Source organism: Aliiroseovarius lamellibrachiae (genome assembly GCF_018599245.1).
GTDB lineage: Bacteria > Pseudomonadota > Alphaproteobacteria > Rhodobacterales > Rhodobacteraceae > Aliiroseovarius > Aliiroseovarius lamellibrachiae.
This window is the reverse complement of record NZ_JAHEVJ010000003.1, coordinates 83,455-107,910: the sequence shown is the minus strand read 5'-3', so window position 1 is coordinate 107,910 and position 24,456 is coordinate 83,455. Positions and strand designations below refer to the sequence as shown.

The following is a 24,456-nucleotide window of genomic DNA, read 5'->3' as shown; positions in this document are numbered from 1 at the left end:
AAAAACGCCGCGCAGATCACTCTGCGCGGCGTTCGTGTTTTAACCTTGATGTGGGCTTACATGCCCAGCGCGGTTTTCACTTGGTCCAGCACGGCTTTCAGCATGTCAGGGTTGTTGGCGGCTTGCTCAACACCGGTTTTCAGTGCCAGTTTTTGCACGTCACCCAAGTTTGAACCGTCGATCAATTCGCCGACTTTAGCGGCGTCAAACCCTTCTGGGGTCAGCAAGGTTTTGGCCATGTCCATTGCGGTCATTGGGGCGGCTTCGGTGGCTTCTGCTGCGGTTTCAGTTGCGGCCTCTGCGGTGTCTGCTGCCGCTTCGGTGGCCTCAGCAGCGGTGCCTGTAACAGCCTCGGTCGCAGCACCAGCAGCATCTTCGACAGCGCCGGCAACAGCGTCAGTTGCGGCCTCGGTTGCGGCCCCCAGTGCTTCGGTCACAGCAGCAGATTCGCCCACAACATCGGTCACAACATCGCCAACAGCCTCCATTGCGCCTTCAACGGCGTCTGTTGCGGCGTCTGTTGCGGCTTCGGTCACAGCGTCCGTTGCAGCGGCGGCGGCTTTGGCAGCCTCAGCAGCGGCAGCCTCCGCAGCGGCAGCAGCTTCTGCAGCCATTGCCTCGGCTTTAGCGGCTTCTTCGGCGGCCATTGCTTCAGCTTTAGCGGCTTCTTCAGCAGCCATCGCTTCGGCTTTGGCGGCTTCTTCAGCGGCCATGGCTTCGGCAGCGGCTTTTTCCTCAGCAACCATTGCTTGTTGGCCGGAATACCACTTGTACCCACCAAAAATGGCAACGGCGGCAATAACAACTGCAATCAGCGTCTTGTTCATATCGACTTCCTTAAAATTCTGGTTCGCGCCCGGGCGTCCCCCCGGCTTTGGGGGCAAATGGCGGCAATTTGGGGTGATCTGCAAGGGGAGTTTCGCCACAGACACGTCAAAACGCGGAAAGTCGCGCGCTTTCGGCTTGAAAGCGCGCATCAGCCCCTTTACGTTTCGCCTTAAGTACAGATGAAACCAAAGAAGGAATGGCACCATAGCCCGCAGACCTCATAATGCGCCCCCACAGCGCGACACCGGCCCTCGTATCAACGAACGCATCCGTTCAGACGAAATCCGCCTTATTGGCGCGGATGGCGAAAACGTGGGTGTTGTCACCCCAGCGCGTGGCATGGTCCTGGCGGATGAAGCCGGTTTGGATCTGGTTGAGATTTCGCCCAATGCAAACCCGCCTGTGTGTAAGATTATGGACTTTGGTAAGTTCAAATACGAGACACAAAAGCGCGAAGCGGAAGCCCGCAAAAAGCAAAAGACCATCGAAGTCAAAGAGGTGAAGTTCCGTCCCAACACGGACACCCACGACTACGAAGTGAAAATGCGCAATGTGGTGAAGTTTCTGGGCGGCGGCGACAAGGTGAAAATCACCCTGCGGTTCCGTGGTCGCGAAATGGCACACCAGAACCTTGGTCGTGAACTGCTGCTGCGTGTGGCGGAAGACACCAAGGACATCGGCAAGGTTGAAAACATGCCGAAGATGGAAGGTCGCCAGATGGTGATGATGATCGGCCCACTGCCTAAGTGATATCTGACCCACTGCCTAAGTGATATCTGGCCCGCTGCCGAAGTAAGCGCGGTTGTATCACTCCACATGAATTCAAAAACGCCTCGTATCTGCGGGGCGTTTTTTATTGAGCTGAGAGATTGCCCGCCCCCAAGCGGTTTGTCGCAAATGACGGTGTTTTTCACCGCAAACGGTTTGCGACGGTGTCTGAAACGGGTCACATCAGGGGCATGTGGTGAAAACCGCTGCCAAACTCATCCCCCTGAAAAGGACCCCACAATGACCATCACCCGCCTGCACACCGGTGTGCGCTCGTCCAAAATCGTCAAACATGCTGGCGTTGTTTATCTGACCGGCCAAGTGGCCGACGGCGACAGCGTGGAAGAGCAAACCACCAAATGTCTCGCCAATATTGACGCGCTTTTGGCCGAGGCCGGATCGTCCAACAAAGACATGCTGCAAGTGACCATCTGGCTCGCGGATATGGCTGATTTTGACGGGCTGAACTCGGTCTGGAACGCGTGGGTGCCCGAAGGCCATGCCCCCGCCCGCGCCTGTGGCGAAGCTAAACTGGCGCGCCCAGAGCTGAAGGTCGAGTTTATCGTAACAGCAGCCTATGAGGCGGGTTGATCCCAGCGCATAAGACACAGGAATGCCCCGCCACTGGCGGGGCGTTCGCGCCGTTTCCGGTGATAAATGTAGATCATGCAGCACCGCGCCAACCACAACCCACCTTCCCCTTTCCCGCAACACCGCCTAAAACACCGCCATGGAAACCCTGTCTTTTCTCTTTGTCCCGCTGACTTTGCTGGCCACCGCTGTGATGGCGGCCTCGGCGGCTATTCAGGCGCATCGGGCCGAGATGGATCCGTTTGGCGCGACGGTGTTGGCGATTGCCACCGCGATGGGCGGCGGCACGTTGCGGGACCTTTTCCTTGGGCTCACCCCGGTTTTTTGGATCCGGGATGAGAGGTTTTTGGCCGTGGCGGTGCCGATTGCATTGATCAGCTTTGCGGTGGCCACGCGCATGTCGGCGGGCAATGGCCGGCGCCTGAAGGCGTTGATGCATCTTGATGCCATTGGTCTCGCGCTGTTCACGTTGACCGGCGTGCAAGTGGCGCTGGACGCGGGGATTTCGCCGATTTTGGCGGTGGTGCTGGGCTGTATCACCGGCACGGCGGGCGGGATGATCCGCGATCTTTTGTGCAATATGACGCCGAGCCTGTTGAAAGAAGACCTCTATGCCACGCTGTCGCTGATTGGTGGCGCGCTTTACATTGTGCTCTTGGGGCAAGTGGACGGCACGCTGGCCGCGGGCATCAGCTTTGCCGCTATTTTGCTGGCGCGGATTGTGGTGTTGAACCGGACGCCTGCGGGCGATCAGGTTTAACCTTCAGGCATAAGGTTAGAGATCACACAGCCGCTGGGCCATTTTGGGCCGCGCACGCCCAGCGCGCTCTACCGCGACCAATTCTGCCATGATCGACACCGCGATTTCCGCGGGGCCAACCGCGCCAATGTCCAGCCCGACCGGGCCGTGAATGCGGGCAAGCTGTTCAGGCGCATACCCCCGCGCGGCAAGGCGGTCGCGCCGCTCGGTTTGGGTGCGCGCGGACCCGAGACAACCGATATAGGCGACATCGCTGTTTAGCCCCGCCTCAATCGCCGGGTCGTCGATTTTGGGATCATGGGCGAGCGTGACGATCGCGGTGCGCGCATCCAGCCCAAGGGGGGGCAGCACCTCGTCCGGGTAATCTTCATAAAGGGTCACACCGGGAAAGCGACCTGCCGTGGCAAAGGCACCGCGCGGGTCGATCAGCACCACATCATGACCGACAATCTGCGCCATCGGGATCAGCGCTTGGGCCACATGCACGGCCCCCACGACAATCAGGCGGAGGGGTGGCGTGTGGTGGTGCAGGAAGAGGTCACCCTGCATCCCGGTTTCTTCGCTGTTTGGTGCGCGCAGTTCGCGGGACCAATCCAGCGTGTTCAGCGCAGTGACCACCGGCTGACGCGCGGCGCGGTGGGTGATGAGATCGGTGAGCATGGCAAGCGGGATCCCCTGCCCGCCACCCTGCCCGGCCCCTAAATCCGCGCCCACAGGTTCCACCAACACGCGGATTTCACCGCCACAGGCAAGCCCTGCGGAAAACGCATCCTCGCCCGAGACACCAAAGGTCAACAGCTGGCAGCGCCCGTCGGCAATTGCCTCTTGGGCCGCGATCACCACGGCGCCTTCGACACAGCCACCCGACACCGACCCTTCGATTTCGCCGCGATCTGACACAACCATCTGGCTGCCCACCGGGCGCGGGGCGCTGCCCCAGGTGGCGACAACTGTGGCGATGGCCACACGGCGGCCAGATTGGTGCCAGGCAAGCGCCAGCTCGGGGATTTTGTCAAAAGCGCTCGGCAATGTTGGAATTTTTGTCGTCACGGAGGATCCTGAAGGTAAAACAATTATTTTTCGATGATCGCACATCAATGAACGCTACATCTGGGGTATCAAACAGGGTTTCGCAAGTGGCGGCAATCTGGGACACGGGCACAATGGCCCCGGTGCCAGCGGGGATCCGGCCCCAACAGGCGCACATAAAAAAAGGCCGAGACATGCTCGGCCTTTTTAGCGGAGTGTGCGGGGTCACTCGGCCGGTTGAGCCACAGCGTCAGCGTCGGACCGGAGCGTATCTGGCACCACAAAGGCAATCACAACGAAAAGAACGCCGAGGCCAAGGCCCAGAAGATCACCGGAAATCGCCGTGAGACCCTCAAACTTGCTGCCCGGCACCGTGCCCAGTGTGACTTTGCCACCAGCGAGACCACTTAACAGCCCAGAGGATTTCCACGCCGGGTAGGTCAGCATGTAAGCGGCCGCGCCAAGCAGACCACCAAGGATGAAGAACAGAGCATCTTTACGGCCTGTTGCGGCCGCACACACACCTGTGCCGGGGCAAAAACCTGATAACGCCCAGCCAGTGCCCAAAAGCAGACCGCCGATAAATACGCCCAGATAGGCCGCTTTCACCGACATATGGCCCACATCCACAAGGCCAGCCATTTGCCCGCCAAACATCAAGATGGAACCAACGCCAATCGCCAAAAGGATCGCTTTCATCAAGCCCAGCGCCTTAAGGTTCAGCATTTTGATCAGCACGGTGGGGTTGGTGGCACCAATGCGGTCCAGCACAAAGCCGAAAAGCGCGCCGATCACCAAAGCAAGTACAATCGTCATAATCTTATCCTTTCCGGTACATCATCATGGCCACAGGAATGGCCGCCGCAAACGCGCCCACCGCGAAAATATAGCCCGACAGCGCGGTTTGCATCATGCCTGACATCATGTGACCCGAGGTACAGCCCCCTGCAAGTCGCGCGCCGTAAAGCACGATGAACCCACCGACAAAAGCGATGGCATAGCGTTTCACCGGGGTGTCGCCAAAGTTGGCATAATGGATGGCAGGCAGCCTGTTTTCATCAGAACCATTGCCGCCGCGCGCCTTCATCGACGCGAATGCGCCAAGCATCATCGCAACCACAAACACAAAGCTATAGTTCAGCGGGTTGGCCACGGATTTTGCGTATTTGCCGCTTGATTTCGCGAGGTAGGCATTGGTCGAGGTATAGCCGTCATCAGTTTTGGTCACGAGCTCGGTGCTCACCGCGTCGCCGATGATCCCATCGAGGATCACAAACTGGGTGGACACGCCAATCGGCTTGACCAGCAGCACCGCGAGGAAGAAGACGGCGCCCAGCGCCAGCCCTCCGAGTTTCCAGTTTAGGGTCATGCGGACCTCCTATCTATACATATTCATACTTGCGTATGTGTTAATATGTTTGAAAGTCGGAAGTCAAGCCTAGGCACCACACCATTGCCCCCGCGTTGACGGCTTCGCTTGGGTCTGACACTTATGAAGGCGCAAAAACGTTCGGGAAAGTTTGCCGGACCAAGAGGAACGAGCAATGCGTATCACCGCCGTGACCTGTGTGAAAAACGAAGGGGCGTTCCTGTTGGAATGGTTGGCCCATCACAAGGGCATTGGGTTTACCGATTTTCTGGTGCTGTCCAATGATTGCGATGATGGCACGGATCGGATGCTGGATCGGTTGCAGGAAATGGGCGAGCTTACGCATCTGCGCAATGATGGCCCTTACGATCAGGCAGGCGTGCAATGGACCGGGTTTAAGACCGCCGACAAACACCCTTTGGTGCGCAAGGCCGATTGGCTGATGACGCTGGATGTGGATGAGTTTGTGAACGTGCAGGTCGGCGATCACACATTGGGCGCGCTGATGGATGCGGTTCCTGATGCCGATGCGATCACCATGACGTGGCGATTGTTTGGCAATGGCGGCGTGGTGCAGTACCAAGACCGCCCGGTGACCGAGGTCTTTACCCAAGCCGCGCCCCCCGTGATGTATTGGCCGTGGCGCGCGTTCATGTTCAAAACACTCTACCGCAACAATGGCGCCTATAAAAAGCTGGGCGTGCATCGCCCCCGCGCGCCTGTTGAGGGCAAGGTGGAGCAGACCCAATGGTTTGACGGCCACGGTCGCGCGCTTGAGGCGCGGTTTCGCAAAGGACAGATCTTTTCGCCCTTTGGGCGCGAGAATTACGGATTGGTGCAGCTGAACCACTATGCCCTTGGCGCGATGGAGAGTTACCTGCTGAAACGCGCGCGCGGCCGGGTCAATCGCACTTCAGAACCAATGGGCCTGGATTATTGGACCGAACGCAATTGGGCCGAGGTCGAAGACACCAGCATTCGCGCCTGTGACGGGCTGCGGGATGCGCATTTGGACCGGTTGCGCGGGGATGCAGAACTGGCAAAGCTGCATGAAAACGCGGTGGCGTGGCGTCATGCGCGGTTTACCCAGCTGATGGGCGAAGAGCCATACCGGGCGCTGATGGGCCGCTTGATGATGGCGCCCCCCGCCCGGCCCCTGCCGATTAACGCCGCACGGATGCTGTTACAGTACGCACAAACCACAGCGCGCACGTAGATTGATGCCGTTACGTCAACAGTCACGCTTTTCGCATCAGAAGATCACGCTTTTGCCCCATTGCACACCCAATCGCGCCCGCATTAGTCTTTACCAATATTCTCAGGGGATGGCCGAACAAACGAGACCGACATGCAAGACGACACGCTGACCAACGAGCACCACTTTGATCTCACCACAGCCAAGCAATATGACTGGCTGCACGCGATTGATGATATGGGCGAAGAGCGTGGCTATTGCGAGAACCTCGGTGAACACCATTCCGCAATTCTCAGCGATGGTGGCCCCACCCTGATCGTCACGTTCGAAACCATCGACACCATCCGTAAAGGCGCAAACCACACGCCGCTGGGCTGGTCGCTGGTGGACGGGACAGAAGAGGGCGGCACCGGTTGGTCCAATCTGTGTATCCTGGCCCATAAAGAGACATGGTTTCGCGACGATGCGGTCTATGCCTATTTTGACCGGCTGGTGGATGATGGCTTTTTTGACGAATATGATCAGGTGGTCTTTTATGGTGCGGGCATGTGCGGCTATGGTGCCGCGACCTTTTCGGTGGCCGCCCCCGGCGCCACGGTGATTGCGATCGGCGCACAGGCCACGCTCGACACCGCGCGTGCGGGCTGGGACCGCCGCTTTCCTGAAATGCGCCGCGCCAATTTCTCTGATCGTTATGGCTATGCCCCGGATATGATCGAGGCTGCCGATGCGGTTTACCTGCTGTTCAACCCGGCCATTACGGAAGATTACATGCACGCCAGCCTGTTTTCCGGCGACAACGCGCACCCCATCCCCTGCCCACGCATGGGCCGATATATCGAGGCGGAACTGTGGTCGATGGGTGTTCTGCCCGGTTTGATCACCCAAGCAGCAAAGGGAGAGTTGGACCGGATCAGCCTGTTTCAGGCCCTGCGCGCCCGGCGAAAACACCTGCCTTATCTGCGCGTTATGCTCGATCGGATCAGTGTAAGCACACACCCCAAACGCGTCGCGGCTTTGACCCGCTATGTGACCAGCCATTGGTCAGCCCCCCGGTTCCGCCGCGCATTGGACCAAGCCAATAAGGCGCTGGAAGACGCCTGAGATTGGGGCGCGTAACCGCGCGTTAACCTATATGGCCGCATTGTGGCCCTATGGAACAGATTCGACATACATTAAGCGGAACTCCGGTTGGACAAACACCCCCGGCTGGTCCCTTGCTCCCCCTTCACCCAGCCGATGAACTGGCAGATATCCGTGCCCAAATCGCCCGCCTACGCAAACGCGAGGCGGAGTTGCGCAGCGCCCTTCTTTTATGTGACGACCCCGACATGCGGGTTGGGGACACGCATAAAGTGGTGGTGAAAACCCTGCGATCACGCGTGTTTGAAAAATCCCGCCTGCCGCAGGTCATTCAGTCAGACCCAAGGTTCTTTCGCACCCGCGAAGTGACCCACGTCTGCCTTTTGCCCACCGAACGGCTGGCGCGCAGGCAAGGGCTGTTTTCCGGATTGGGCCTGACCCCGCGCCCAAATGAGGCAGAGTTTGATGTGCTTGAGCCCTTTGCGGCCATCCTTCGTGAGAGTTAAGGCAACAAAGCTCTTTTCTAAAAACCGGGCTTGGTCTAATCACTGTCCCGATGACCCAGACTTTGACACTCCGCCGCCCTGATGACTGGCACCTGCACCTGCGCGATGGCGAGATGCTGAAAGCCGTCCTGCCCGAAACCGCGCGCCATTTTGGCCGTGGGATCATTATGCCCAACCTTATTCCCCCTGTGGTGACCTCTGAGGATGCCCGCGCCTATCACAGCCGGATCATGGCCGCCCTGCCCGAGGGCATGACATTTGATCCCCTGATGGTGCTGTATCTGACCGAAGGGACCGATCCCGAAGACGTGGCCCGCGCCCATGCCTCGGGACTGGTCAAAGCGGTGAAACTGTATCCCGCAGGCGCCACCACCAATTCCAATTCCGGCGTGCGCGACTTTGATAAAGTTGCCCCGGTGTTTGAGAAAATGGCTGATATTGGCCTGCCGCTTTGCGTGCACGGCGAAGTCACCGACGCCGACATCGACATCTTTGACCGCGAAGCTGTGTTCATTGACCGCGTACTGGACCCCATCCGACGTGCGCACCCGAATTTGCGGGTTGTGATGGAGCATATCACCACCAAAAACGGCGTTGATTACGCGCGGTCCGGCGGCGACACTCTTGGTGCGACAATCACCACACATCACCTGATCATCAACCGCAACCACATCCTGGTTGGCGGGATCAAACCGCATTACTATTGCCTGCCTGTCGCCAAACGGGAAGAGCATCGCGTGGCGTTGGTCGAAGCCGCAACCTCTGGCGAGGCCACGTTTTTCCTTGGCACCGACAGCGCGCCGCACACCGATCCGAACAAGGAAAGTGCCTGTGGCTGTGCGGGATGTTTCACCGCAACCAACACCATGTCGTGCCTGGCGGAAGTGTTTGAAACGGCCCGGGCGCTCGACAAGCTTGAGGCATTTGCCTCGTTGAACGGTCCGGCCTTTTACGGGTTGCCAGTAAATGACAGCACGCTGACCCTGACCAAAGGCGACCCCGTTGCCTACCCAACCCACATCGACAGCGCAGAGGGGCCGGTCACCGTGTTTGACCCCGGCTTTCCGCTGCATTGGTCTGTGACCGCTTAAGAACACGCGATTGGGCAAGGCGCTGCCCCCTGCCCAATCGCACACAACAACCGACGCCTCACACCGCCGACCCGCACCCAAGACCCGCATCAAAGGAGCTGCCCCATGATCCCATCCACCTTCCCCGCCAAAGAAGAAATTGCCCGCCTCACCGCCCGGATGCTTCTGGAAATTGGCGCGGTGAATTTCAACACGGATGAGCCGTTCACGCTGGCCTCGGGCCTGCCGTCGCCCAGCTATATTGATTGTCGCAAGCTCATTTCTTATCCGCGCATTCGGTCAACCCTGATGGATTTCATGGCAGCCACCATTATGCGCGAAGCTGGGTTTGAGGCGTTTGACAATATTGCGGGTGGCGAAACCGCGGGCATTCCGTTTTCGGCTTGGGTCGCGGAACGTCTGGCGCTGCCGATGACTTACGTGCGCAAAAAGCCCAAAGGCTATGGCAAAAACGCCCGGATTGAGGGCGCAATGTCGGAAGGTGAGCGGGTGCTGTTGGTTGAGGATCTGACCACCGATGGCGGATCAAAACTGTCGTTTGTGGATGCGATTCGCGACACCGGGGCAACCTGTGGGGCCACCGCGGTTGTGTTTTATTACGACATCTTCCCCGAGACCGAAAAAACGCTGTCAGATCATGGCGTTCAGCTTATTCACCTGTGTACCTGGTGGGATGTTCTGGCGGAAGCCAAGGCGCAGGGCGCGTTCTCATCCGAGACGTTGGACGAGGTGGAGCGGTTCTTGAAAGACCCCCGTGCATGGCAAAAAGCACGCATGGAAAGCTGATCTGGCCCACCACTATTAGGCACCATTTTGCGGGATCCTACTAAATCTGGTAGGGTCCCGTGTGATGTCTGACTTATCCACAAGATAACCACAGAAACATACATTTTGCTTTGAGCCCCGGTTCAAAGGTAAAACGCCCACTTACAAGGGACACAGGTCATGAACAACATCAGCACCATTCCGGGCAATCTTCCAGCGCCAACCGAGACCGGCGAATTGGGTGATGCGATGCAGGGGATCTTGCCGCATCACATCGAAGCTGAGCAGCAGCTTTTGGGTGCGATCCTGACCAACAATGATGTGTACGACCGGGTCGCCTCGATCATCACAGCCACGCATTTTTACGAACCCGTGCATCAGCGGATTTACGAAATTGCAGCCGCCCGCATTGCCAAGAACGCTTTGGCCAGCCCCGTGACGCTGAAGGCGTTTATGGAGGATGACGAAGGTCTGAAAGAGCTGGGCGGGGCCGCCTATTTGGCGCGTTTGGCGGGGGCGGCGATCTCATCCTTTGCGGCGCGCGATTATGCGCAGATGATTTACGATCTGGCGATCCGGCGCGAGCTGATCCGGCTGGGCGAAGATATTTCCGCCAAAGCGGCCAAGGTTGATATTTCATCCGAGCCAAAAGAACAGATCATAGAGGCGGAGCAGTCGCTTTATAAGCTCGGTGAAGCGGGGCAAGCGGACACGGGGTTTCAATCGTTTCTAAAGGCCGTCACCGGGGCGGTGCAAAACGCCAACGCGGCCTATGAGCGCGGCGGCGGGATGGCCGGTGTGTCCACGGGTCTTGTGGATCTTGATAAGAAAATGGGCGGCTTGCACCCGTCGGATTTGATCATTCTGGCGGGGCGTCCGTCGATGGGGAAAACCTCGCTTGCGACCAACATCGCGTTCAACGTGGCCAAGGCCTATAAGCGCGGGCTAAAGCCCGACGGGTCCGAGGGCGCGGTGGATGGCGGCGTGGTTGGGTTCTTCTCGCTTGAGATGTCGGCGGAGCAGTTGGCGAGCCGGATTTTGGCGGAAGCGGCTGAGATTTCATCCCATAAAATCCGCCAAGGGGATATGGATGAAAGCGAGTTTCGGCGGCTGGTTCAGGCGGCGAAAGATCTGGAAGCCTGCCCGCTTTACATCGACGACACGCCCGCCCTGCCGATCTCGCAACTGGCGGCCCGGGCGCGGCGGTTAAAGCGGACCCATGGGCTTGATGTGTTGATCATCGACTATCTGCAGCTGTGTCGCGGGACCGCGGAAAACCGTGTGAACGAGATTGGCGAGATTTCGATGGGCATGAAGGCGATTGCGAAAGAGCTGAACATCCCGGTGATTGCCCTGTCACAGCTGTCGCGTCAGGTGGAAAACCGCGACGACAAACGCCCGCAACTGTCGGACCTTCGGGAATCGGGGTCGATTGAGCAAGATGCCGACGTGGTGATGTTTGTGTACCGCGAGGAATATTACAAAGAGCGTGAAAAGCCGGGCGATCACGAGCTGGATAAGATTGCGCTGTGGCAAGAGGAAATGGCCCCGCTTTACGGCAAGGCCGAGGTCATCTTGGGCAAGCAGCGTCACGGCCCGATCGGCATTGTCGATCTGTCGTTTGAAGCGAAATACACTCGTTTTGGCAATCTGGTGAAAGACTATCAACAGGGTCACGAGCAGGCGTTCTAAAAGGGCGCTACAGGCTGAGGCAGAGGCGAAAGCCGAGCAGACATAAGACAGGGATGGTGGGCGGATGGCGGTCACAGGATTGAACCACATCACGCTTGCCGTCTCTGATCTGGGCCGGTCGCAGACGTTTTATGTGGATCTTTTGGGGGCGGTGCTGCGGGCCACGTCTGACAAAAGCGCCTATCTTGAGCTTGGGTCAGTTTGGTTGTGTTTGGAGCGGGCGGATAAGGTCACGCCGCGCGCCGATGACAGCCATATTGCGCTTTCATGTGAAGCATCTGATTTTGAACGGCTTTCACGGGAGATTTCGGCGCAGGCGCATTTGTGGAAAGAGAATGGATCCGAGGGGGCGTCGATCTATTTTCTGGACCCCGACGGGCATCGGTTGGAGCTTCATCAAGGGGATCTAGACAGTCGATTGGCCCATTACCGCGCGCATCCGGGCAAGGGTGTGGTGGTGATAGATCGTTAGGCTGGTTCAGCTTGCGAGATGCGCCTCCGGCGGGGATATTTCTGACAAGAAAAAAGGGGGCTTGGCCGGACTGTGCCGCGGTGTTCATCGGATGTAGTCGGTGAACATCATGTAGTTTTTCTTTGGTCCATAGACCCGCCAGGTGGCGCGCCAATCGGGCCACCTGGTGAAGGTATAGCTGACTTCATATTGATCGGGTGGGCAGTCGTGAAAGGCGGTGCTGGTGTCTTGGCCCAGATTGATACGGTGAAAGTCGCGACCGTCTGCAAATTGCACCAGCACCCCGCCCTGATCATAGTCGTCATCTTGTTGCCAGAGGTAGCGGCGGGTGGCATGAAGCCCGGCTTGGCCCGTTTGACGCGCGGGGCCAGAGGGCAAGCGCAGCTCGCCCGCTTCGTCATAGATCAGACCGTTTGGGGTTGGGGTAAAGACGGCCACGCCTTCAAACCGGCCAGTGCTGCCGGCGTTTGCGTCTTCGATCCGGCGGGACATGCGCCAGCGGCCTTGGAAATCGGTGAGCGTCCGGGTCATTTAAGCCTTCCCAGATAGGTGTCGACTTGTGTGCCGCGAAATTTGACCAGATCGTCTGAGCGGGTCACGTCATAGCAGGTGGCATGGGTTGAGGGCGGCCAGGTTGAACAATATTGGGCCCCCTCTTCACCGTCTTGCACAAACCATGTGCCCCAGCTTTGAGCCCCCCCACCATTCCCTGACACATAAAGCGTTTGCCCATCTGTGCGAAACAATTGCCAAATGCCATTTTCTTGTGCCGTTTCTTCGCCCGCGGATGTGGTGAGATAGAGGAGTTTTGCATCCGAAAGCGTGGCGCGAATCTCTTGGCCCGATAAGGGGCGAAATTCGCCATCCGCCAGCGCAAAAAAAGGGAAACTGACCATCATTGGCGCTAACAGTGCTGCAATCCGGCCCATCCGTGTGCCCCTTCCCTTGTTTGCTGCATCACCACAGTCTATGAGGTGCGCAACGGACCTCCAACTCAAAAGGCTGTGACATGATCCCACGCTATTCCCGCCCCGAAATGGTTGCCATTTGGTCGCCTGAGACCAAGTTTAAAATCTGGTATGAAATCGAAGCCCATGCTTGTGACGCAATGGCCGATCTGGGCGTGATCCCACGCGAAAATGCCGACGCGGTGTGGAAGGCCAAAGATGTCGAGTTTGATGTGGCGCGCATTGATGAAATCGAAGCCGTGACCAAACATGACGTCATCGCGTTTCTGACCCATCTGGCAGAACATGTCGGGTCGGATGAGGCGCGTTTTGTGCATCAGGGCATGACCTCTTCGGATGTGTTGGACACCTGTTTGAACGTACAAATGGTGCGGGCTGCTGACATTCTGTTGGGCGGTATGGATCGGGTTCTGGCGGCGCTTAAAACCCGCGCGATGGAACACAAAGACACGGTGCGTGTGGGCCGCAGTCACGGCATTCACGCCGAACCCACCACAATGGGTCTGACTTTCGCGCGTTTCTATGCGGAAATGGATCGAAACAAAAACCGTTTGGAAAAAGCGCGTTTTGAAATTGCCACCGGCGCGATTTCTGGTGCTGTTGGCACTTTTGCCAATATTGATCCCGCGGTTGAAGAGCATGTCTGCGAGAAACTGGGCCTGCGCCCAGAGCCGATCAGCACACAGGTCATTCCGCGCGACCGTCACGCAATGTTTTTTGCCACTTTGGGTGTGATTGCCAGCTCGATCGAAAACATCGCCGTTGAAATTCGCCACATGCAACGCACAGAAGTTCTGGAAGGGGCCGAGTTTTTCTCAATGGGCCAAAAAGGCTCGTCCGCGATGCCGCATAAAAAGAACCCTGTGCTGACCGAAAACCTGACCGGTTTGGCCCGTTTGGTGCGTATGGCTGTGGTGCCTGCGATGGAAAACGTCGCCCTGTGGCACGAGCGTGATATTTCGCACAGCTCGGTTGAACGCGCCATTGGACCAGATGCGACCATCACGCTTGATTTTGCCCTGCACCGTCTGGCCGGTGTTGTCGAAAAGATGCTGATCTTTCCAGACAACATGTTGGATAACATGAATAAATTCCCTGGCTTGGTGATGAGCCAGCGCGTGCTTTTGGCCCTCACCCAAGCAGGTGTATCGCGCGAAGACGCCTATGCCATGGTGCAGCGTAATGCGCTCAAGGTCTGGGAAGAACGTCTTGATTTCCGTGAATTGCTTTTGGCAGATGACGCCGTGGTCAAAGCGCTTGGCGCCGAGGCGATCAACGAGAAATTTGACATGGCGTATCACACCAAACATGTGGACACGATTTTCAAGCGGGTTTTTGGCGACAGCTAAGCGCAAAAGACGCGCGCCGTTAAGCTCGTGAAAAAATTCATCAAAAAGGCGGGGGGAACCTCGCCTTTTTTGCGTTTCCCCCGGTCTTGGTCACGATGTTTTAACTCCGGTCATGGCATTTTCCCAAATGTATTGTGAACGGAGTGTTGTGTGTCCTCATCCTTGATGCCTATGGAAAGTGATGTGATGTTGCCCGGTGAAATTGGCAATATCGGCGGGTCCGGTATGCCCGACGCCAGCCGCTTTTCGTCGCCCCAGCGTATCTTGTCCAAAAAGCAAAAAGCCGCGATCATTATCCGGCTTTTGCTGTCCGAAGGCGCCGAATTGCCATTGGCAAACCTGCCCGAAAACATGCAAACCGACCTGATTGAACTGATGTCCGATATGAGGCTGATCGACAAAGCCACCGTCGCGGCGGTGATCGAAGAATTTGTGATGGAAATCGAAGACATTGGCATGGCGTTTCCAGGCGGGCTTGAAGGGGCGCTAAATGTCTTGGAGGGGGCGATTGACCCGGCCACTATCGCGCGGGTGCGCAAAAATTCAGGCGTGCGCGTCACGGGCAACCCGTGGGAAACGATCTCTGGCCTCGACCCGATGAAACTCTTGCCCGTTTTGGAAAGTGAAAGCACCGAAGTGGCGGCGGTTTTGCTGTCCAAACTCAAAGTGTCAGTGGCGGCGGAGTTGTTGGGACGGCTGCCCGGCCCGCGGGCACGCAAAGTGGCCTACGCGGTATCCCTGACCGGCAATATCGACCCGCTTGTGGTGGACAAAATCGGGCGCTCGTTGGCCGAGCAATTGGATGCGCAACCGGCCAGCGCCTTTGAAGAAGGCCCTGTTGAACGGGTCGGCGCGATCCTGAACTTCTCGCCAGCCGCCACGCGGGACGAGGTGTTGAACGGCCTGCAAGAAGACGATCAGGTCTTTGCCGAAGAAGTGCGCAAAGCCATCTTTACATTCGCAAATATTCCAAGCCGGATTGACCCACGCGACATTCCAAAAGTGACCAAAGACATCGATCAGGCCGTGCTGATCACCGCGCTGGCAGCCGCCAGCGGCGACCTGGAGGAGGTGGCAGAGTTCATCCTCAGCGCGATGTCCAAACGCATGGCCGAACAGATCCGCGAAGAAATCCAATCCCTCGGCAAGGTCAAAGAGGCCGACGGCGAGGCGGCCATGAACACCATCATCTCTCGCATTCGCGAAATGGAAGGCGCAGGCGAGATCCTTTTGATCGCTGAAGACGAGGCATAACCCTTGCTCTTGCGACCCTGCCGGACTGGGGCTATGTCTGTTTTTCAGCCATCAGCGCGTAGCGACAGGAGAGCAGGACATGGTGCAGGAAAAACGGGGGCTGGTCCCCTATCTGCAATATCTCGGCGTGAACGCTGTGCTGAATTTGCCGCGCCTTTTGCCTTATTCGCTGCGCATCCCATTTGTGGGCTGGTTGGCTGCGCGCGTGGTAGCCCCAATTGCGGGGTATGACAAACGGATCCGCCGCAATCTCAATCTGGTCTGCCCAGAATTAAGCGAGGCGGAACGCGAAAAACTGGTCGTCGATGTTTCCCGGAATGCCGGGCGTTTCCTTGCAGAGATGTGGTCGGAGCGTGCGTTTTTCGACCGAGTTGGCGACACCCCAATGGAGGGGCCAGGCGTTGCGCATCTGATGAAGGCGAAGGCGGCGGGCCGCCCGATCATTGCCCTTTCGGCGCATTTCGGAAGCTATGATGCCGCGCGCGCGATTGTCATCAAAAACGGGTTCAAGGCGGGCGCCTTATATCGCCCCATGGCCAATGCCTATTTCAACGAAAGCTACAAACGTCGCATGGAAGGTTTTGAAGGGCGCGCTTTTCAACAGACCCGCCGAGGGATGGCCGAAATGGTGAAACATCTGCGGCAAGGCGGATTGCTGGCCATTTTGCTTGATCAACGCGAAGAACAGGGGGCTGAGCTTACCTTTTTTGGCAAACCCGCAATGACCACGCTTGCCTTGGCGGAAATGGCGCTGAAATACGACGCGCTGTTCATCCCTGCCTTTGGGATCCGCCGCGAAAACGGGTTGGATTTTGATGTGGCGTTTGAAACACCGATTGAACACTCGACCCCAAAAGAAATGATGCAGGAATATAATGACCGGCTTGAAGCGCGGGTACGCGCCAATATGGATCAGTTTTTGTGGATCCATAACCGCTGGCAAATGCCTGATAAAAAAACAGACAGCCCTGTCAAATAAGCAAGGTTTCTGTGGGTTATTTCAAGCGGAGAGCCGCCTGAACTGGACCGGGATATCCCTCTGCTGTCATGGATTGCAGCACAACAGCAGCAGCATCTGACCCCAGATCCGGCAATTTCACCGCAAACTCGCCCTGTCCATCCCAGCTGCCAATCGCGGTGAGATTGGTCACGATATTGGCATAGCCGATTTCTTTCCCGGCATTTTCGCCGCGGGTGATTTTCACCACTTCCATCGGTTTAAACTGCACCAATAGGGCGACCATCGGCGTGGGCGGCGTTTTATGGGTAACCGTTTGGGCGCGCAATTCAGTGCCCCCCACCACCGACAACATCACCTGCCCCATCAAGGCACGATGTTTGTCAAGCGCATCAAACACTTCCATCGGGCGATTGCCAACCGCGTGACTTACACCGCCAACGACAATCTGGGGCGTGTATTTATATCGGGCGCGTGCGGCAAGGCGATAGCCTTCTTGACGGTCGGTAAACTCGGGCCGGGCAAAAGTGTCTTTCCAGCCAATGTAGTCCCAGTAATCCACATGAAAGGCCAAGGGCAACAGGTTGTCATGCTTGGCCATTTCGCTCAGCAAATCATCCGCGGGCGGGCAAGAGGAACAGCCTTGCGAGGTGAACAATTCCACCACAACAACCGATTGCTCTTCAGCGATGGCTGCGCCCGCCGTCATGTTCAACGTCACCGCAAATGCCATCGCAGCGCCAAGAATTGCCCGCATAGTTCACCTCTTCAAGTTCGTGATCCTGTGATAGCCCAGCCAAAGCGCGCAGGCCAATCAAGGTTTTGCGAGGGAAGTGTTACATTTCACCTGCCGTCGCCCTATCTGTTAAACCATACGCCCCGCCCACTCCTTGCTCTGCTCGGGGATCTGGGTCAAAATCAAGCTAAGCCACCCCCTGTACCGCCCAAAAAGGGAGCCATTCCATGACCATTATCGTAGGTTCGGACACCGCCAAGACACGCAAAACACTGTCCGCTGGTGGATCGTCGATCGCTTATTATTCAATCCCCGCCGCGCAATCCGCTGGGCTCGGGGATTTCTCACGCTTGCCAGCTGCGCTGAAGGTCGTGCTGGAAAATATGCTGCGCTTTGAAGATGGCGGGCGCACCGTCAGTGTCGAGGACATCAAAGCCTTTGCCGATTGGGGCAAAAACGGGGGTAAAAACCCACGCGAAATCGCCTATCGCCCGGCCCGTGTGCTGATGCAGGATTTCACCGGGGTTCCGGCCGTGGTCGACCTTGCGGCGATGCGTGATGGCATCAAGGCGCTTGGGGGGGACGCGCAATTGATCAACCCTCTCAATCCGGTGGATCTGGTCATTGACCACTCGGTTATGATTGATGAATTTGGCAACCCGCGCGCGTTTCAGATGAATGTGGACCGCGAATATGAACGCAATATGGAACGGTATCAGTTCTTAAAGTGGGGCCAATCCGCCTTTAACAACTTCCGCGTTGTGCCCCCCGGAACCGGGATTTGTCACCAAGTAAATTTGGAATATCTCGCGCAGACGGTTTGGACCGATAAGGACCAAAACGGGGAAGAGGTCGCCTATCCTGACACCCTTGTCGGCACCGACAGCCACACCACCATGGTCAACGGTTTGGCCGTTTTGGGCTGGGGTGTTGGTGGCATTGAGGCCGAGGCAGCCATGCTCGGCCAGCCAATTTCCATGCTAATCCCCGAGGTGGTTGGGTTTGAATTGACCGGCGCGATGGTCGAAGGCACCACCGGCACCGACCTTGTGTTGAAAGTCGTTGAAATGCTGCGCGAAAAAGGCGTGGTGGGCAAATTTGTCGAGTTTTACGGAAGCGGTCTGGACGTGCTTCCATTGGCTGACCGCGCCACGATCGCCAATATGGCCCCGGAATATGGCGCCACATGCGGCTTCTTCCCCATCGACGGCGAAACCCTGCGCTATCTGCGCACCACGGGCCGGGACGAAGACCGCATTGCGTTGGTTGAGGCCTACGCCAAGGAAAACGGGTTCTGGCGCGACGCCGACTATGCGCCGATTTACACCGACACGCTGAGCTTGGATATGGGCAGCATTGTGCCCGCAATCTCCGGCCCCAAACGCCCGCAGGATTTTGTCGCGCTGACCCGTGCCAAAGACGCGTTCCGCCACGAGATGGAAGAGACATTCAAGCGCCCGATGGGCAAAGAGGTCGCCGTGAAAGGCGAGGAGTATACGATGAGTTCGGGCAAGGTTGTGATCGCCTCAATCACCTCTTGCACCAACACCTCAAACCCCTACGTCATGATCGGCGCGGGGCTTGTGGCACGCAAAGCCGCCGCCCTTGGGCTGAACCGAAAACCTTGGGTGAAAACCTCACTCGCGCCGGGATCACAGGTCGTGTCCGCCTATCTTGAGGCCGCTAACCTTCAGGAAGATTTGGATAAAATCGGCTTTAACCTGGTGGGCTACGGCTGCACCACCTGCATCGGCAACTCTGGCCCCATTCAGGCGGAACTGTCGGACGCCATTGCCGAGGGCGATTTGGTCGCCACCTCGGTCCTGTCGGGCAACCGCAACTTTGAGGGACGGATTTCACCGGATGTCCGCGCCAATTACCTTGCCTCGCCGCCTTTGGTGGTCGCCTACGCCTTGGCGGGCACGATGGACATCGACCTGACCACGGAGCCGTTAGGACAAGACACCGACGGCAACGATGTTTTCTTGAAAGACATCTGGCCCAGTACGCAAGAAGTGGCTGAAATTGTGGAACAAACCGTAACGCGCGAGGCGTTTCAGTCGAAATATGCCGACGTCTTTAAGGGCGATGAAAAATGGCGATCGGTTGAGACCTCGGGCGACGAGACTTACGATTGGCCCGCCGCGTCAACCTACATCCAGAACCCGCCCTATTTCCAAGGCATGTCCAAAGAGGCGGGCGTGATTTCCGACATCAAAGACGCGCGGGTCTTGGCGGTTTTGGGCGACATGATCACCACCGACCACATCTCGCCCGCCGGGTCATTCCCGGTGTCTTCCCCCGCAGGTCAATATCTGACCGAACGGCAGGTGGCCCCGCGCGAGTTCAACTCTTATGGATCTCGGCGCGGCAATCACGAGGTGATGATGCGCGGCACCTTCGCCAACATCCGCATTAAAAATGAGATGCTGCCGGGGGTCGAAGGCGGTTACACCAAAGGGCCGGACGGTCAGCAAGCGTCCATCTATGACGCGTCAATGGCCTATCAAGAGGCGGGCGTGCCGCTGGTGGTGTTTGGCGGCGAGCAATACGGTGCGGGTTCAAGCCGCGATTGGGCGGCCAAGGGCACCAACCTCTTGGGCGTAAAGGCCGTGATCGCCGAAAGCTTTGAACGCATCCACCGCTCAAACCTTGTGGGTATGGGCGTTGTGCCGTTTGAATTCACAGCCGGTGAGACGCGCAAAACCCTTGGGTTGACCGGGGATGAGGTGGTGTCGATTTCGGGCCTGTCGGGCGATCTGAAACCCCTCTCAACCCTGCCCTGCACCATCGCATACCCGGACGGCACGGTGAAAGAGATCCAGATCAAATGCCGGATCGATACCGAGGTTGAGATCGAATATGTGGAAAACGGCGGTGTGCTGCATTACGTGCTGCGCAATCTTGCCAAGGCGTAACCCGCCCACAACACACAGAAAACGCGACCTTTGGGTCGCGTTTTTATGCGTTTTCACTTGTTAAACCACCTGCTAGGCTCAGGCGCGAGCAGGAGGAAAACATGAAGAAAACAGTCCTTATCACCGGTGGTGGGCGCGGCATTGGGCGCGCAATTGCCGACGATCTGGTGCGCGATCACAATGTGATCATCACCTATTTCTCAGACAAGCCTGCGGGCAAATTGTTCACCGTGTTCAATCCGGGGTCCCTAGCGATCCGCGCGGATTTCACCAAAGCCGAAGAACCGGAAGAGGTGATGAAAATCGCCGTGGCGTCCTTTGGGCAGATTGATTTTCTGGTCAACAACGCGGGCGTGGTGCGTGAAACATCCCACGTTGCGGTGGATCCCGCCGATCACGCCGCCCTTTATCAGGCCAATGTCATCGCCCCCGCCGCCCTTTTGGCCGCCGCCCTGCCCCATATGCCGGACGGGTCTGCGGTGTTGAACATCGCATCCATCAACGCAGCCTCCCCGCCCGCTGAGGCCGGCGCATATGCAGCCTCAAAAGCGGCACTTATTGCGATGACAAATTCCCAAGCCAAAGCGCTGGGGCCGCGTGGCATTCGGGTCAACGCGATTGCACCGGGCGCGATTGAACGCGACGACAAACCGCGCCCTGAAGATGTGCAAAAGCTGATCCGCGATGACAGTGCCTTGGGGCGCAATGGCGTGCCTTCCGACATCGCGGGCCCTGCGCGGTTTTTGTTGAGTGCGGCGGCTGGGTTCATCACGGGTGAGGTGTTGACGGTCTCTGGCGGCTACCGGATTTAAGTCCACGCCGAAACGCAAACGGGGGGCCGCGCAATCCTGCAGGCCCCCCGTTTTGTTGTTTGGATACAGCTTACTTCGCGGCCGCCTCGGCAATCGCGGGGCGGATCACACTGTCGAGCACGCTTTCGGTGATCGGCCCGGCAAAGCGTTTGATGATCACACCATCTTTGTCGATCACAAAGGTTTCAGGCACGCCGTAAAGGCCCCAATCCAGGCCGGTGCGACCTTTTTTATCGGCCATCAGCGCCGCATAAGGATTGCCAAGTTCATCCAAGAACCGCAGCGCCTTCATGTCTTCGTCTTTGTAATTCACGCCGTAGATTGTCACACCATCTTTGGCGAGGGTTTCCAATTGGGGGTGTTCGGCCCGGCAGGGCGCGCACCAACTGGCCCAGAAATTCACCAGTTTCACGCCGTCTGCACTCAAGTCATCATGGGTGAAAGAGATGCCCGGCCCCAAAGGTTCCACGCTCAGCGCAGGGGCCACGCCCCCTTCGCGGGTCGAGGGCAGCGCGCGGGGATCACCGCCCCTGGCCATCCCCCACATGAACATCACCGCAAGCGCCAGAAAAATCACCGGCGGCAGGATCATCAGCAAAGAGAGCTTTTTCTTTTTTGCGTTTTCATCAGCCATTTTTACGTCTTTCTTCTGCGGCCATCAGGTCCGCCTTTGCTTTACGCGAGGCCCGTAAGGACATCAGCGTCAGTCCGACCAACAACAATAATGTCAGCCCCCACGACCACAGGATCGCGTCCGCATATTTTCCGAGATCAAGCATCCATCATCCTTTCACGGGCCATCAGCGCATGCAGACGGCGGCGACGCACTTCTGTACGGGTGCGAATAAGCAGGAGTGTCACAAAAAGAAGGCCAAAACCGATGATCGCCAGCACAAGTGGCTGCCAATACACGTTTGAAACATGCTCTTCTTTGTCCATCGACAGGGACGCCCCTTGGTGCAGGCCCTGGTTCCAGAAATTCACCGCATAACGGGACAGAAGCGCAAAGACCGACCCAACCACACACAGAACGGAGGTCAGATCCGCGGCGGTGTCCGGATTTTCGATCGCGGCCCAAAGCGCCATATAGCCCAGATAAAACAGGAAGAGAATCAGGAACGAGGTCAGGCGTGGATCCCACGCCCAATAGGTGCCCCACATCGGTTGGCCCCAAACGGCCCCGGTGATCAGCGCAATCAGCGTCATGGTCATACCAATCAGTGCCGCCGCTTTCGCCGCCAAAGCAGACACATGGTGGCGACGGATCAGCCAGATCAAGGATGTGATCAGCATCATCACCCAGATGTTAATCGCCATCGTGGCAGAAGGCACATGCACATAGATGATCTTGACAGAATTGCCAAAATTCGCGGCCTCTGGCGTGAAAAAGAACCCCCAGATCAGGCCGGGGATCAGCGTCAGCGCACAAAGCGCAATGACCCACGGCAACACTTTGCCCGACAGCGCCATGAATTTTACCGGGTTGGCATATTCCCACAGCGCGTTCATGCGCTGGCCGAAGCTGCGCGTCTGTGTCCCGTTGGTCTTCATCTGTGACATTGGCTTCCTCTGATCGGTGGCGGTCGCGTTCCAAAGCTTATGGCGGCTAGCATAGGGAATGTCACCTCACGACGACTTGATTTATCTCAGGTTTACCCGCAAGGCGGATGCTGCGGCAAAGGGCAAAAGCGCGATGGAGCCTGCGGTGATGCCGGCCATCATCAAAAGCGGGGCGTTGGCGTTGAACCCGGCCATGCCACGGGTGGCGGCCTCGGCCCCAAAGATCAGCGATGGGATGTAAAGTGGCAGCACCAGAAGCGACATCAAAAGCCCCCCGCGTTTCAGACCCACGGTCAGCGCCGCGCCAAAGGCACCAATCATCGACAGCGCGGGCGTGCCCAGCAAAAGCGTGACAAACATCCAGCTGAACCCCGACCCCTCCAGATGCATCAGCGCGCCGAAAAACGGCGCGGCAAGGGTCAGTGGCAGGCCCGTGACCAGCCAATGCGCCAGCGCCTTGATCGCGACAATCCCCTCAAGCGGGATCGGCGATGTGGCCAGCAAATCCAGCGATCCGTCTTCGAAATCAAGCTGAAAGATGCGGTCGAGTGACAAAAGGCAGGCCAAAAGCGCGCCAACCCACAGGATGCCCGGCGCAATACGCGCAAGGATTTCAGCGTCTGGGCCAACCCCAAAAGGCACCAGGGTGACCACGATCAAAAAGAACGCAAGGCCAAGGCCAAAGCCGCCACCCGCGCGCATCGCAAGGCGCATATCTCGGATCAAAAGTGCGATCATAGGTAGGCCCCCTCAACACCGTCAGTGTCAAACCCATCGTTACTGTCTGCGGCATTTGCGGGGTCGGCTTTATAGGGGCCGATGTCAAAGCTGTCCGCCTCAAGCCCAAGGTCGATATGGGTGGCGATCAGCGCAGATCCCCCTTTGGCCACATGGGCGCGCACGGCATCGGCGAACAAAGCAACCGAGGGCACGTCCAGTGACACGGTGGGCTCATCCAACAGCCAAATCGGCCGCCCCGTGACCAAAAGTCGCGCAAGACCAAGGCGGCGTTTTTGCCCCGCGGATAGATTGGCGGATGGCCGATGCACAAGCCCCGTCAAATTAAATCCCTCAACCGCTGGGGTGATATCGGTTTGCCCGTGGACAGACGCCCAGAACTGCAGGTTTTCTTCAACACTCAACGTGGCCTTCAGCCCGTCGGCATGGGCGCCGTAAGTCACCGTTTCAGGATCGCTCACCACCCGACCCGCCAAGGGCGGTTGCAGCCCGGCCAGCGTGCGCAGCAAGGTGGTTTTGCCCGACCCATTGGGCCCGCGCAGGATCAACACCTGCCCCGGCGACAGGGTGAAAGACACGTTTTGCAAAATCGGCACGCCGCCACGGGTGACGGTCAGCGTTTCGGCGGTCAGAGAGGCTGAAAAATCCATGATCAAGCGTTAGACCGGAAGGGCGGCCAAGGCAATGCGTCGCCCCTCGGCCAGGATCACATTATAGGTGCGACACGCGGTGTCCGAGGCCATAACTTCGACGCCGATGCCCAGATCTTGCAACGTGTCGGTCAGATCTTTTGGGGCATGGGCAATGTTGGCGCCGGTGCCGACAAACAGCACATCCACCTTTCCGGCGAGCGCGACAAGCGGGGCCAGATCATCAAACCCGCCCCAGCTTTGCACCTTGTCGGCGGTCAACAGGATACCACTTTGGATGATTGTGCCATCGACGCGGAAAAACCCCGGACCATAGCCGTCAACGGGTTTTGCCCCGTCAAAAGTAACCTCGTGAAACTGCATA

The 24,456-nt window shown here is 57.9% G+C and carries 29 protein-coding genes; 15 read left to right on the top strand and 14 right to left on the bottom strand.

Annotated features, from left to right (window positions below):
* Nucleotides 1-56: 56 nt before the first annotated feature.
* Entirely contained in the window at nucleotides 57-827 is a 771-nt protein-coding gene (locus KKW20_RS06355; protein WP_214567036.1) for a translation initiation factor 3, read from the bottom strand.
* Between the two features lie 205 nt (nucleotides 828-1,032).
* On the opposite strand from KKW20_RS06355, the gene infC reads away from it, so the two are divergent.
* From infC to KKW20_RS06340, 3 genes are all read left to right on the top strand, one after another.
* A complete protein-coding gene (gene infC / locus KKW20_RS06350; protein WP_214567320.1) occupies nucleotides 1,033-1,578 on the top strand; it encodes a translation initiation factor IF-3 in 546 nt (181 codons plus the stop codon).
* A gap of 258 nt (nucleotides 1,579-1,836) precedes the next feature.
* On the top strand, nucleotides 1,837-2,187 hold the full coding sequence (locus KKW20_RS06345) for a RidA family protein (RefSeq protein ID WP_214567035.1): 351 nt from the start codon (nucleotides 1,837-1,839) through the stop codon (nucleotides 2,185-2,187).
* A gap of 139 nt (nucleotides 2,188-2,326) precedes the next feature.
* Nucleotides 2,327-2,947, top strand: a complete 621-nt coding sequence (locus KKW20_RS06340; RefSeq protein ID WP_214567034.1) for a trimeric intracellular cation channel family protein — start codon at nucleotides 2,327-2,329, stop codon at nucleotides 2,945-2,947.
* Nucleotides 2,948-2,962: 15 nt separating this feature from the next.
* On the opposite strand, the gene KKW20_RS06335 is transcribed toward KKW20_RS06340, so the two are convergent.
* From KKW20_RS06335 to KKW20_RS06325, 4 genes are read right to left on the bottom strand one after another with little or no spacing between them, the layout of a single operon-like run.
* Nucleotides 2,963-3,997: an XdhC family protein gene (locus tag KKW20_RS06335; RefSeq protein ID WP_343207556.1), complete on the bottom strand. Its 1,035-nt coding sequence runs from the start codon at nucleotides 3,995-3,997 to the stop codon at nucleotides 2,963-2,965.
* On the bottom strand, nucleotides 3,960-4,154 hold the full coding sequence (locus KKW20_RS16705; protein WP_425514260.1) for a DUF1203 domain-containing protein: 195 nt from the start codon (nucleotides 4,152-4,154) through the stop codon (nucleotides 3,960-3,962). Before KKW20_RS16705 ends, KKW20_RS06335 begins: the two co-directional genes overlap by 38 nt.
* A gap of 47 nt (nucleotides 4,155-4,201) precedes the next feature.
* Complete coding sequence (locus tag KKW20_RS06330; protein WP_246534487.1) at nucleotides 4,202-4,792, bottom strand: DUF6691 family protein; 591 nt, start codon at nucleotides 4,790-4,792, stop codon at nucleotides 4,202-4,204.
* 4 nt (nucleotides 4,793-4,796) lie between these two features.
* A complete protein-coding gene (locus KKW20_RS06325) occupies nucleotides 4,797-5,345 on the bottom strand; it encodes a YeeE/YedE thiosulfate transporter family protein (protein ID WP_214567032.1) in 549 nt (182 codons plus the stop codon).
* 175 nt (nucleotides 5,346-5,520) lie between these two features.
* Between KKW20_RS06325 and KKW20_RS06320 the strand changes: the two genes are divergently transcribed.
* The 7 genes from KKW20_RS06320 (at nucleotide 5,521) to KKW20_RS06290 (ending at nucleotide 12,149) form a co-directional block, all read left to right on the top strand.
* A complete protein-coding gene (locus KKW20_RS06320; RefSeq protein ID WP_214567031.1) occupies nucleotides 5,521-6,561 on the top strand; it encodes a glycosyltransferase family 2 protein in 1,041 nt (346 codons plus the stop codon).
* Nucleotides 6,562-6,693: 132 nt separating this feature from the next.
* Entirely contained in the window at nucleotides 6,694-7,644 is a 951-nt protein-coding gene (locus tag KKW20_RS06315; RefSeq protein WP_214567030.1) for a phosphoadenosine phosphosulfate reductase, read from the top strand.
* 113 nt (nucleotides 7,645-7,757) lie between these two features.
* Nucleotides 7,758-8,129 (top strand): hypothetical protein, encoded by a 372-nt coding sequence (locus tag KKW20_RS06310; protein ID WP_214567029.1) that lies wholly within the window; start codon nucleotides 7,758-7,760, stop codon nucleotides 8,127-8,129.
* A gap of 50 nt (nucleotides 8,130-8,179) precedes the next feature.
* A complete protein-coding gene (gene pyrC / locus KKW20_RS06305) occupies nucleotides 8,180-9,220 on the top strand; it encodes a dihydroorotase (protein WP_214567028.1) in 1,041 nt (346 codons plus the stop codon).
* Between the two features lie 105 nt (nucleotides 9,221-9,325).
* Nucleotides 9,326-10,006, top strand: coding sequence for an orotate phosphoribosyltransferase (locus KKW20_RS06300; protein WP_214567027.1), 681 nt, complete (start codon nucleotides 9,326-9,328; stop codon nucleotides 10,004-10,006).
* Between the two features lie 159 nt (nucleotides 10,007-10,165).
* Nucleotides 10,166-11,677, top strand: a complete 1,512-nt coding sequence (locus tag KKW20_RS06295) for a replicative DNA helicase (RefSeq protein WP_214567026.1) — start codon at nucleotides 10,166-10,168, stop codon at nucleotides 11,675-11,677.
* 64 nt (nucleotides 11,678-11,741) lie between these two features.
* Entirely contained in the window at nucleotides 11,742-12,149 is a 408-nt protein-coding gene (locus KKW20_RS06290) for a VOC family protein (RefSeq protein WP_214567025.1), read from the top strand.
* An 84-nt stretch (nucleotides 12,150-12,233) separates the two neighbouring features.
* On the opposite strand, the gene KKW20_RS06285 is transcribed toward KKW20_RS06290, so the two are convergent.
* Both KKW20_RS06285 and KKW20_RS06280 read right to left on the bottom strand, forming a co-directional pair.
* Nucleotides 12,234-12,680, bottom strand: a complete 447-nt coding sequence (locus tag KKW20_RS06285) for a DUF6314 family protein (RefSeq protein WP_214567024.1) — start codon at nucleotides 12,678-12,680, stop codon at nucleotides 12,234-12,236.
* On the bottom strand, nucleotides 12,677-13,078 hold the full coding sequence (locus tag KKW20_RS06280) for a hypothetical protein (RefSeq protein WP_214567023.1): 402 nt from the start codon (nucleotides 13,076-13,078) through the stop codon (nucleotides 12,677-12,679). The genes KKW20_RS06285 and KKW20_RS06280 overlap by 4 nt, the downstream gene beginning before the upstream one ends.
* Nucleotides 13,079-13,158: 80 nt before the next feature.
* Here KKW20_RS06280 and purB point away from each other — a divergent pair, with 80 nt between their 5' ends.
* The 3 genes from purB (at nucleotide 13,159) to KKW20_RS06265 (ending at nucleotide 16,699) form a co-directional block, all read left to right on the top strand.
* Nucleotides 13,159-14,466: an adenylosuccinate lyase gene (gene purB / locus KKW20_RS06275; protein ID WP_214567022.1), complete on the top strand. Its 1,308-nt coding sequence runs from the start codon at nucleotides 13,159-13,161 to the stop codon at nucleotides 14,464-14,466.
* A gap of 150 nt (nucleotides 14,467-14,616) precedes the next feature.
* Nucleotides 14,617-15,720, top strand: a complete 1,104-nt coding sequence (locus tag KKW20_RS06270) for a flagellar motor switch protein FliG (protein WP_343207555.1) — start codon at nucleotides 14,617-14,619, stop codon at nucleotides 15,718-15,720.
* 79 nt (nucleotides 15,721-15,799) lie between these two features.
* Nucleotides 15,800-16,699: a lysophospholipid acyltransferase family protein gene (locus KKW20_RS06265; RefSeq protein WP_214567021.1), complete on the top strand. Its 900-nt coding sequence runs from the start codon at nucleotides 15,800-15,802 to the stop codon at nucleotides 16,697-16,699.
* Nucleotides 16,700-16,715: 16 nt separating this feature from the next.
* Here the strand turns inward: KKW20_RS06265 and KKW20_RS06260 are convergent, their stop codons facing one another.
* Nucleotides 16,716-17,435, bottom strand: coding sequence for a DUF1223 domain-containing protein (locus KKW20_RS06260; RefSeq protein ID WP_214567020.1), 720 nt, complete (start codon nucleotides 17,433-17,435; stop codon nucleotides 16,716-16,718).
* 206 nt (nucleotides 17,436-17,641) lie between these two features.
* Between KKW20_RS06260 and acnA the strand changes: the two genes are divergently transcribed.
* Both acnA and KKW20_RS06250 read left to right on the top strand, forming a co-directional pair.
* Complete coding sequence (gene acnA, locus KKW20_RS06255) at nucleotides 17,642-20,332, top strand: aconitate hydratase AcnA (RefSeq protein WP_214567019.1); 2,691 nt, start codon at nucleotides 17,642-17,644, stop codon at nucleotides 20,330-20,332.
* Nucleotides 20,333-20,433: 101 nt separating this feature from the next.
* A complete protein-coding gene (locus KKW20_RS06250; protein WP_214567018.1) occupies nucleotides 20,434-21,144 on the top strand; it encodes an SDR family NAD(P)-dependent oxidoreductase in 711 nt (236 codons plus the stop codon).
* 70 nt (nucleotides 21,145-21,214) lie between these two features.
* Here the strand turns inward: KKW20_RS06250 and KKW20_RS06245 are convergent, their stop codons facing one another.
* The 6 genes from KKW20_RS06245 to KKW20_RS06220 form a co-directional block, all read right to left on the bottom strand.
* The gene (locus tag KKW20_RS06245) at nucleotides 21,215-21,778 is read right to left on the bottom strand and encodes a DsbE family thiol:disulfide interchange protein (protein ID WP_246534486.1); all 564 of its coding nucleotides are present in this window, start codon (nucleotides 21,776-21,778) and stop codon (nucleotides 21,215-21,217) included.
* Nucleotides 21,771-21,923, bottom strand: a complete 153-nt coding sequence (gene ccmD, locus KKW20_RS06240) for a heme exporter protein CcmD (protein WP_214567017.1) — start codon at nucleotides 21,921-21,923, stop codon at nucleotides 21,771-21,773. Before ccmD ends, KKW20_RS06245 begins: the two co-directional genes overlap by 8 nt.
* Nucleotides 21,916-22,695: a heme ABC transporter permease gene (locus KKW20_RS06235; RefSeq protein WP_425514259.1), complete on the bottom strand. Its 780-nt coding sequence runs from the start codon at nucleotides 22,693-22,695 to the stop codon at nucleotides 21,916-21,918. The genes ccmD and KKW20_RS06235 overlap by 8 nt, the downstream gene beginning before the upstream one ends.
* 90 nt (nucleotides 22,696-22,785) lie before the next feature.
* The gene (gene ccmB, locus KKW20_RS06230) at nucleotides 22,786-23,442 is read right to left on the bottom strand and encodes a heme exporter protein CcmB (RefSeq protein WP_214567016.1); all 657 of its coding nucleotides are present in this window, start codon (nucleotides 23,440-23,442) and stop codon (nucleotides 22,786-22,788) included.
* Nucleotides 23,439-24,092 (bottom strand): heme ABC exporter ATP-binding protein CcmA, encoded by a 654-nt coding sequence (gene ccmA, locus KKW20_RS06225; protein WP_214567015.1) that lies wholly within the window; start codon nucleotides 24,090-24,092, stop codon nucleotides 23,439-23,441. Before ccmA ends, ccmB begins: the two co-directional genes overlap by 4 nt.
* A gap of 9 nt (nucleotides 24,093-24,101) precedes the next feature.
* On the bottom strand, nucleotides 24,102-24,455 hold the full coding sequence (locus KKW20_RS06220) for an Mth938-like domain-containing protein (RefSeq protein ID WP_214567014.1): 354 nt from the start codon (nucleotides 24,453-24,455) through the stop codon (nucleotides 24,102-24,104).
* Nucleotide 24,456: the final 1 nt, after the last annotated feature.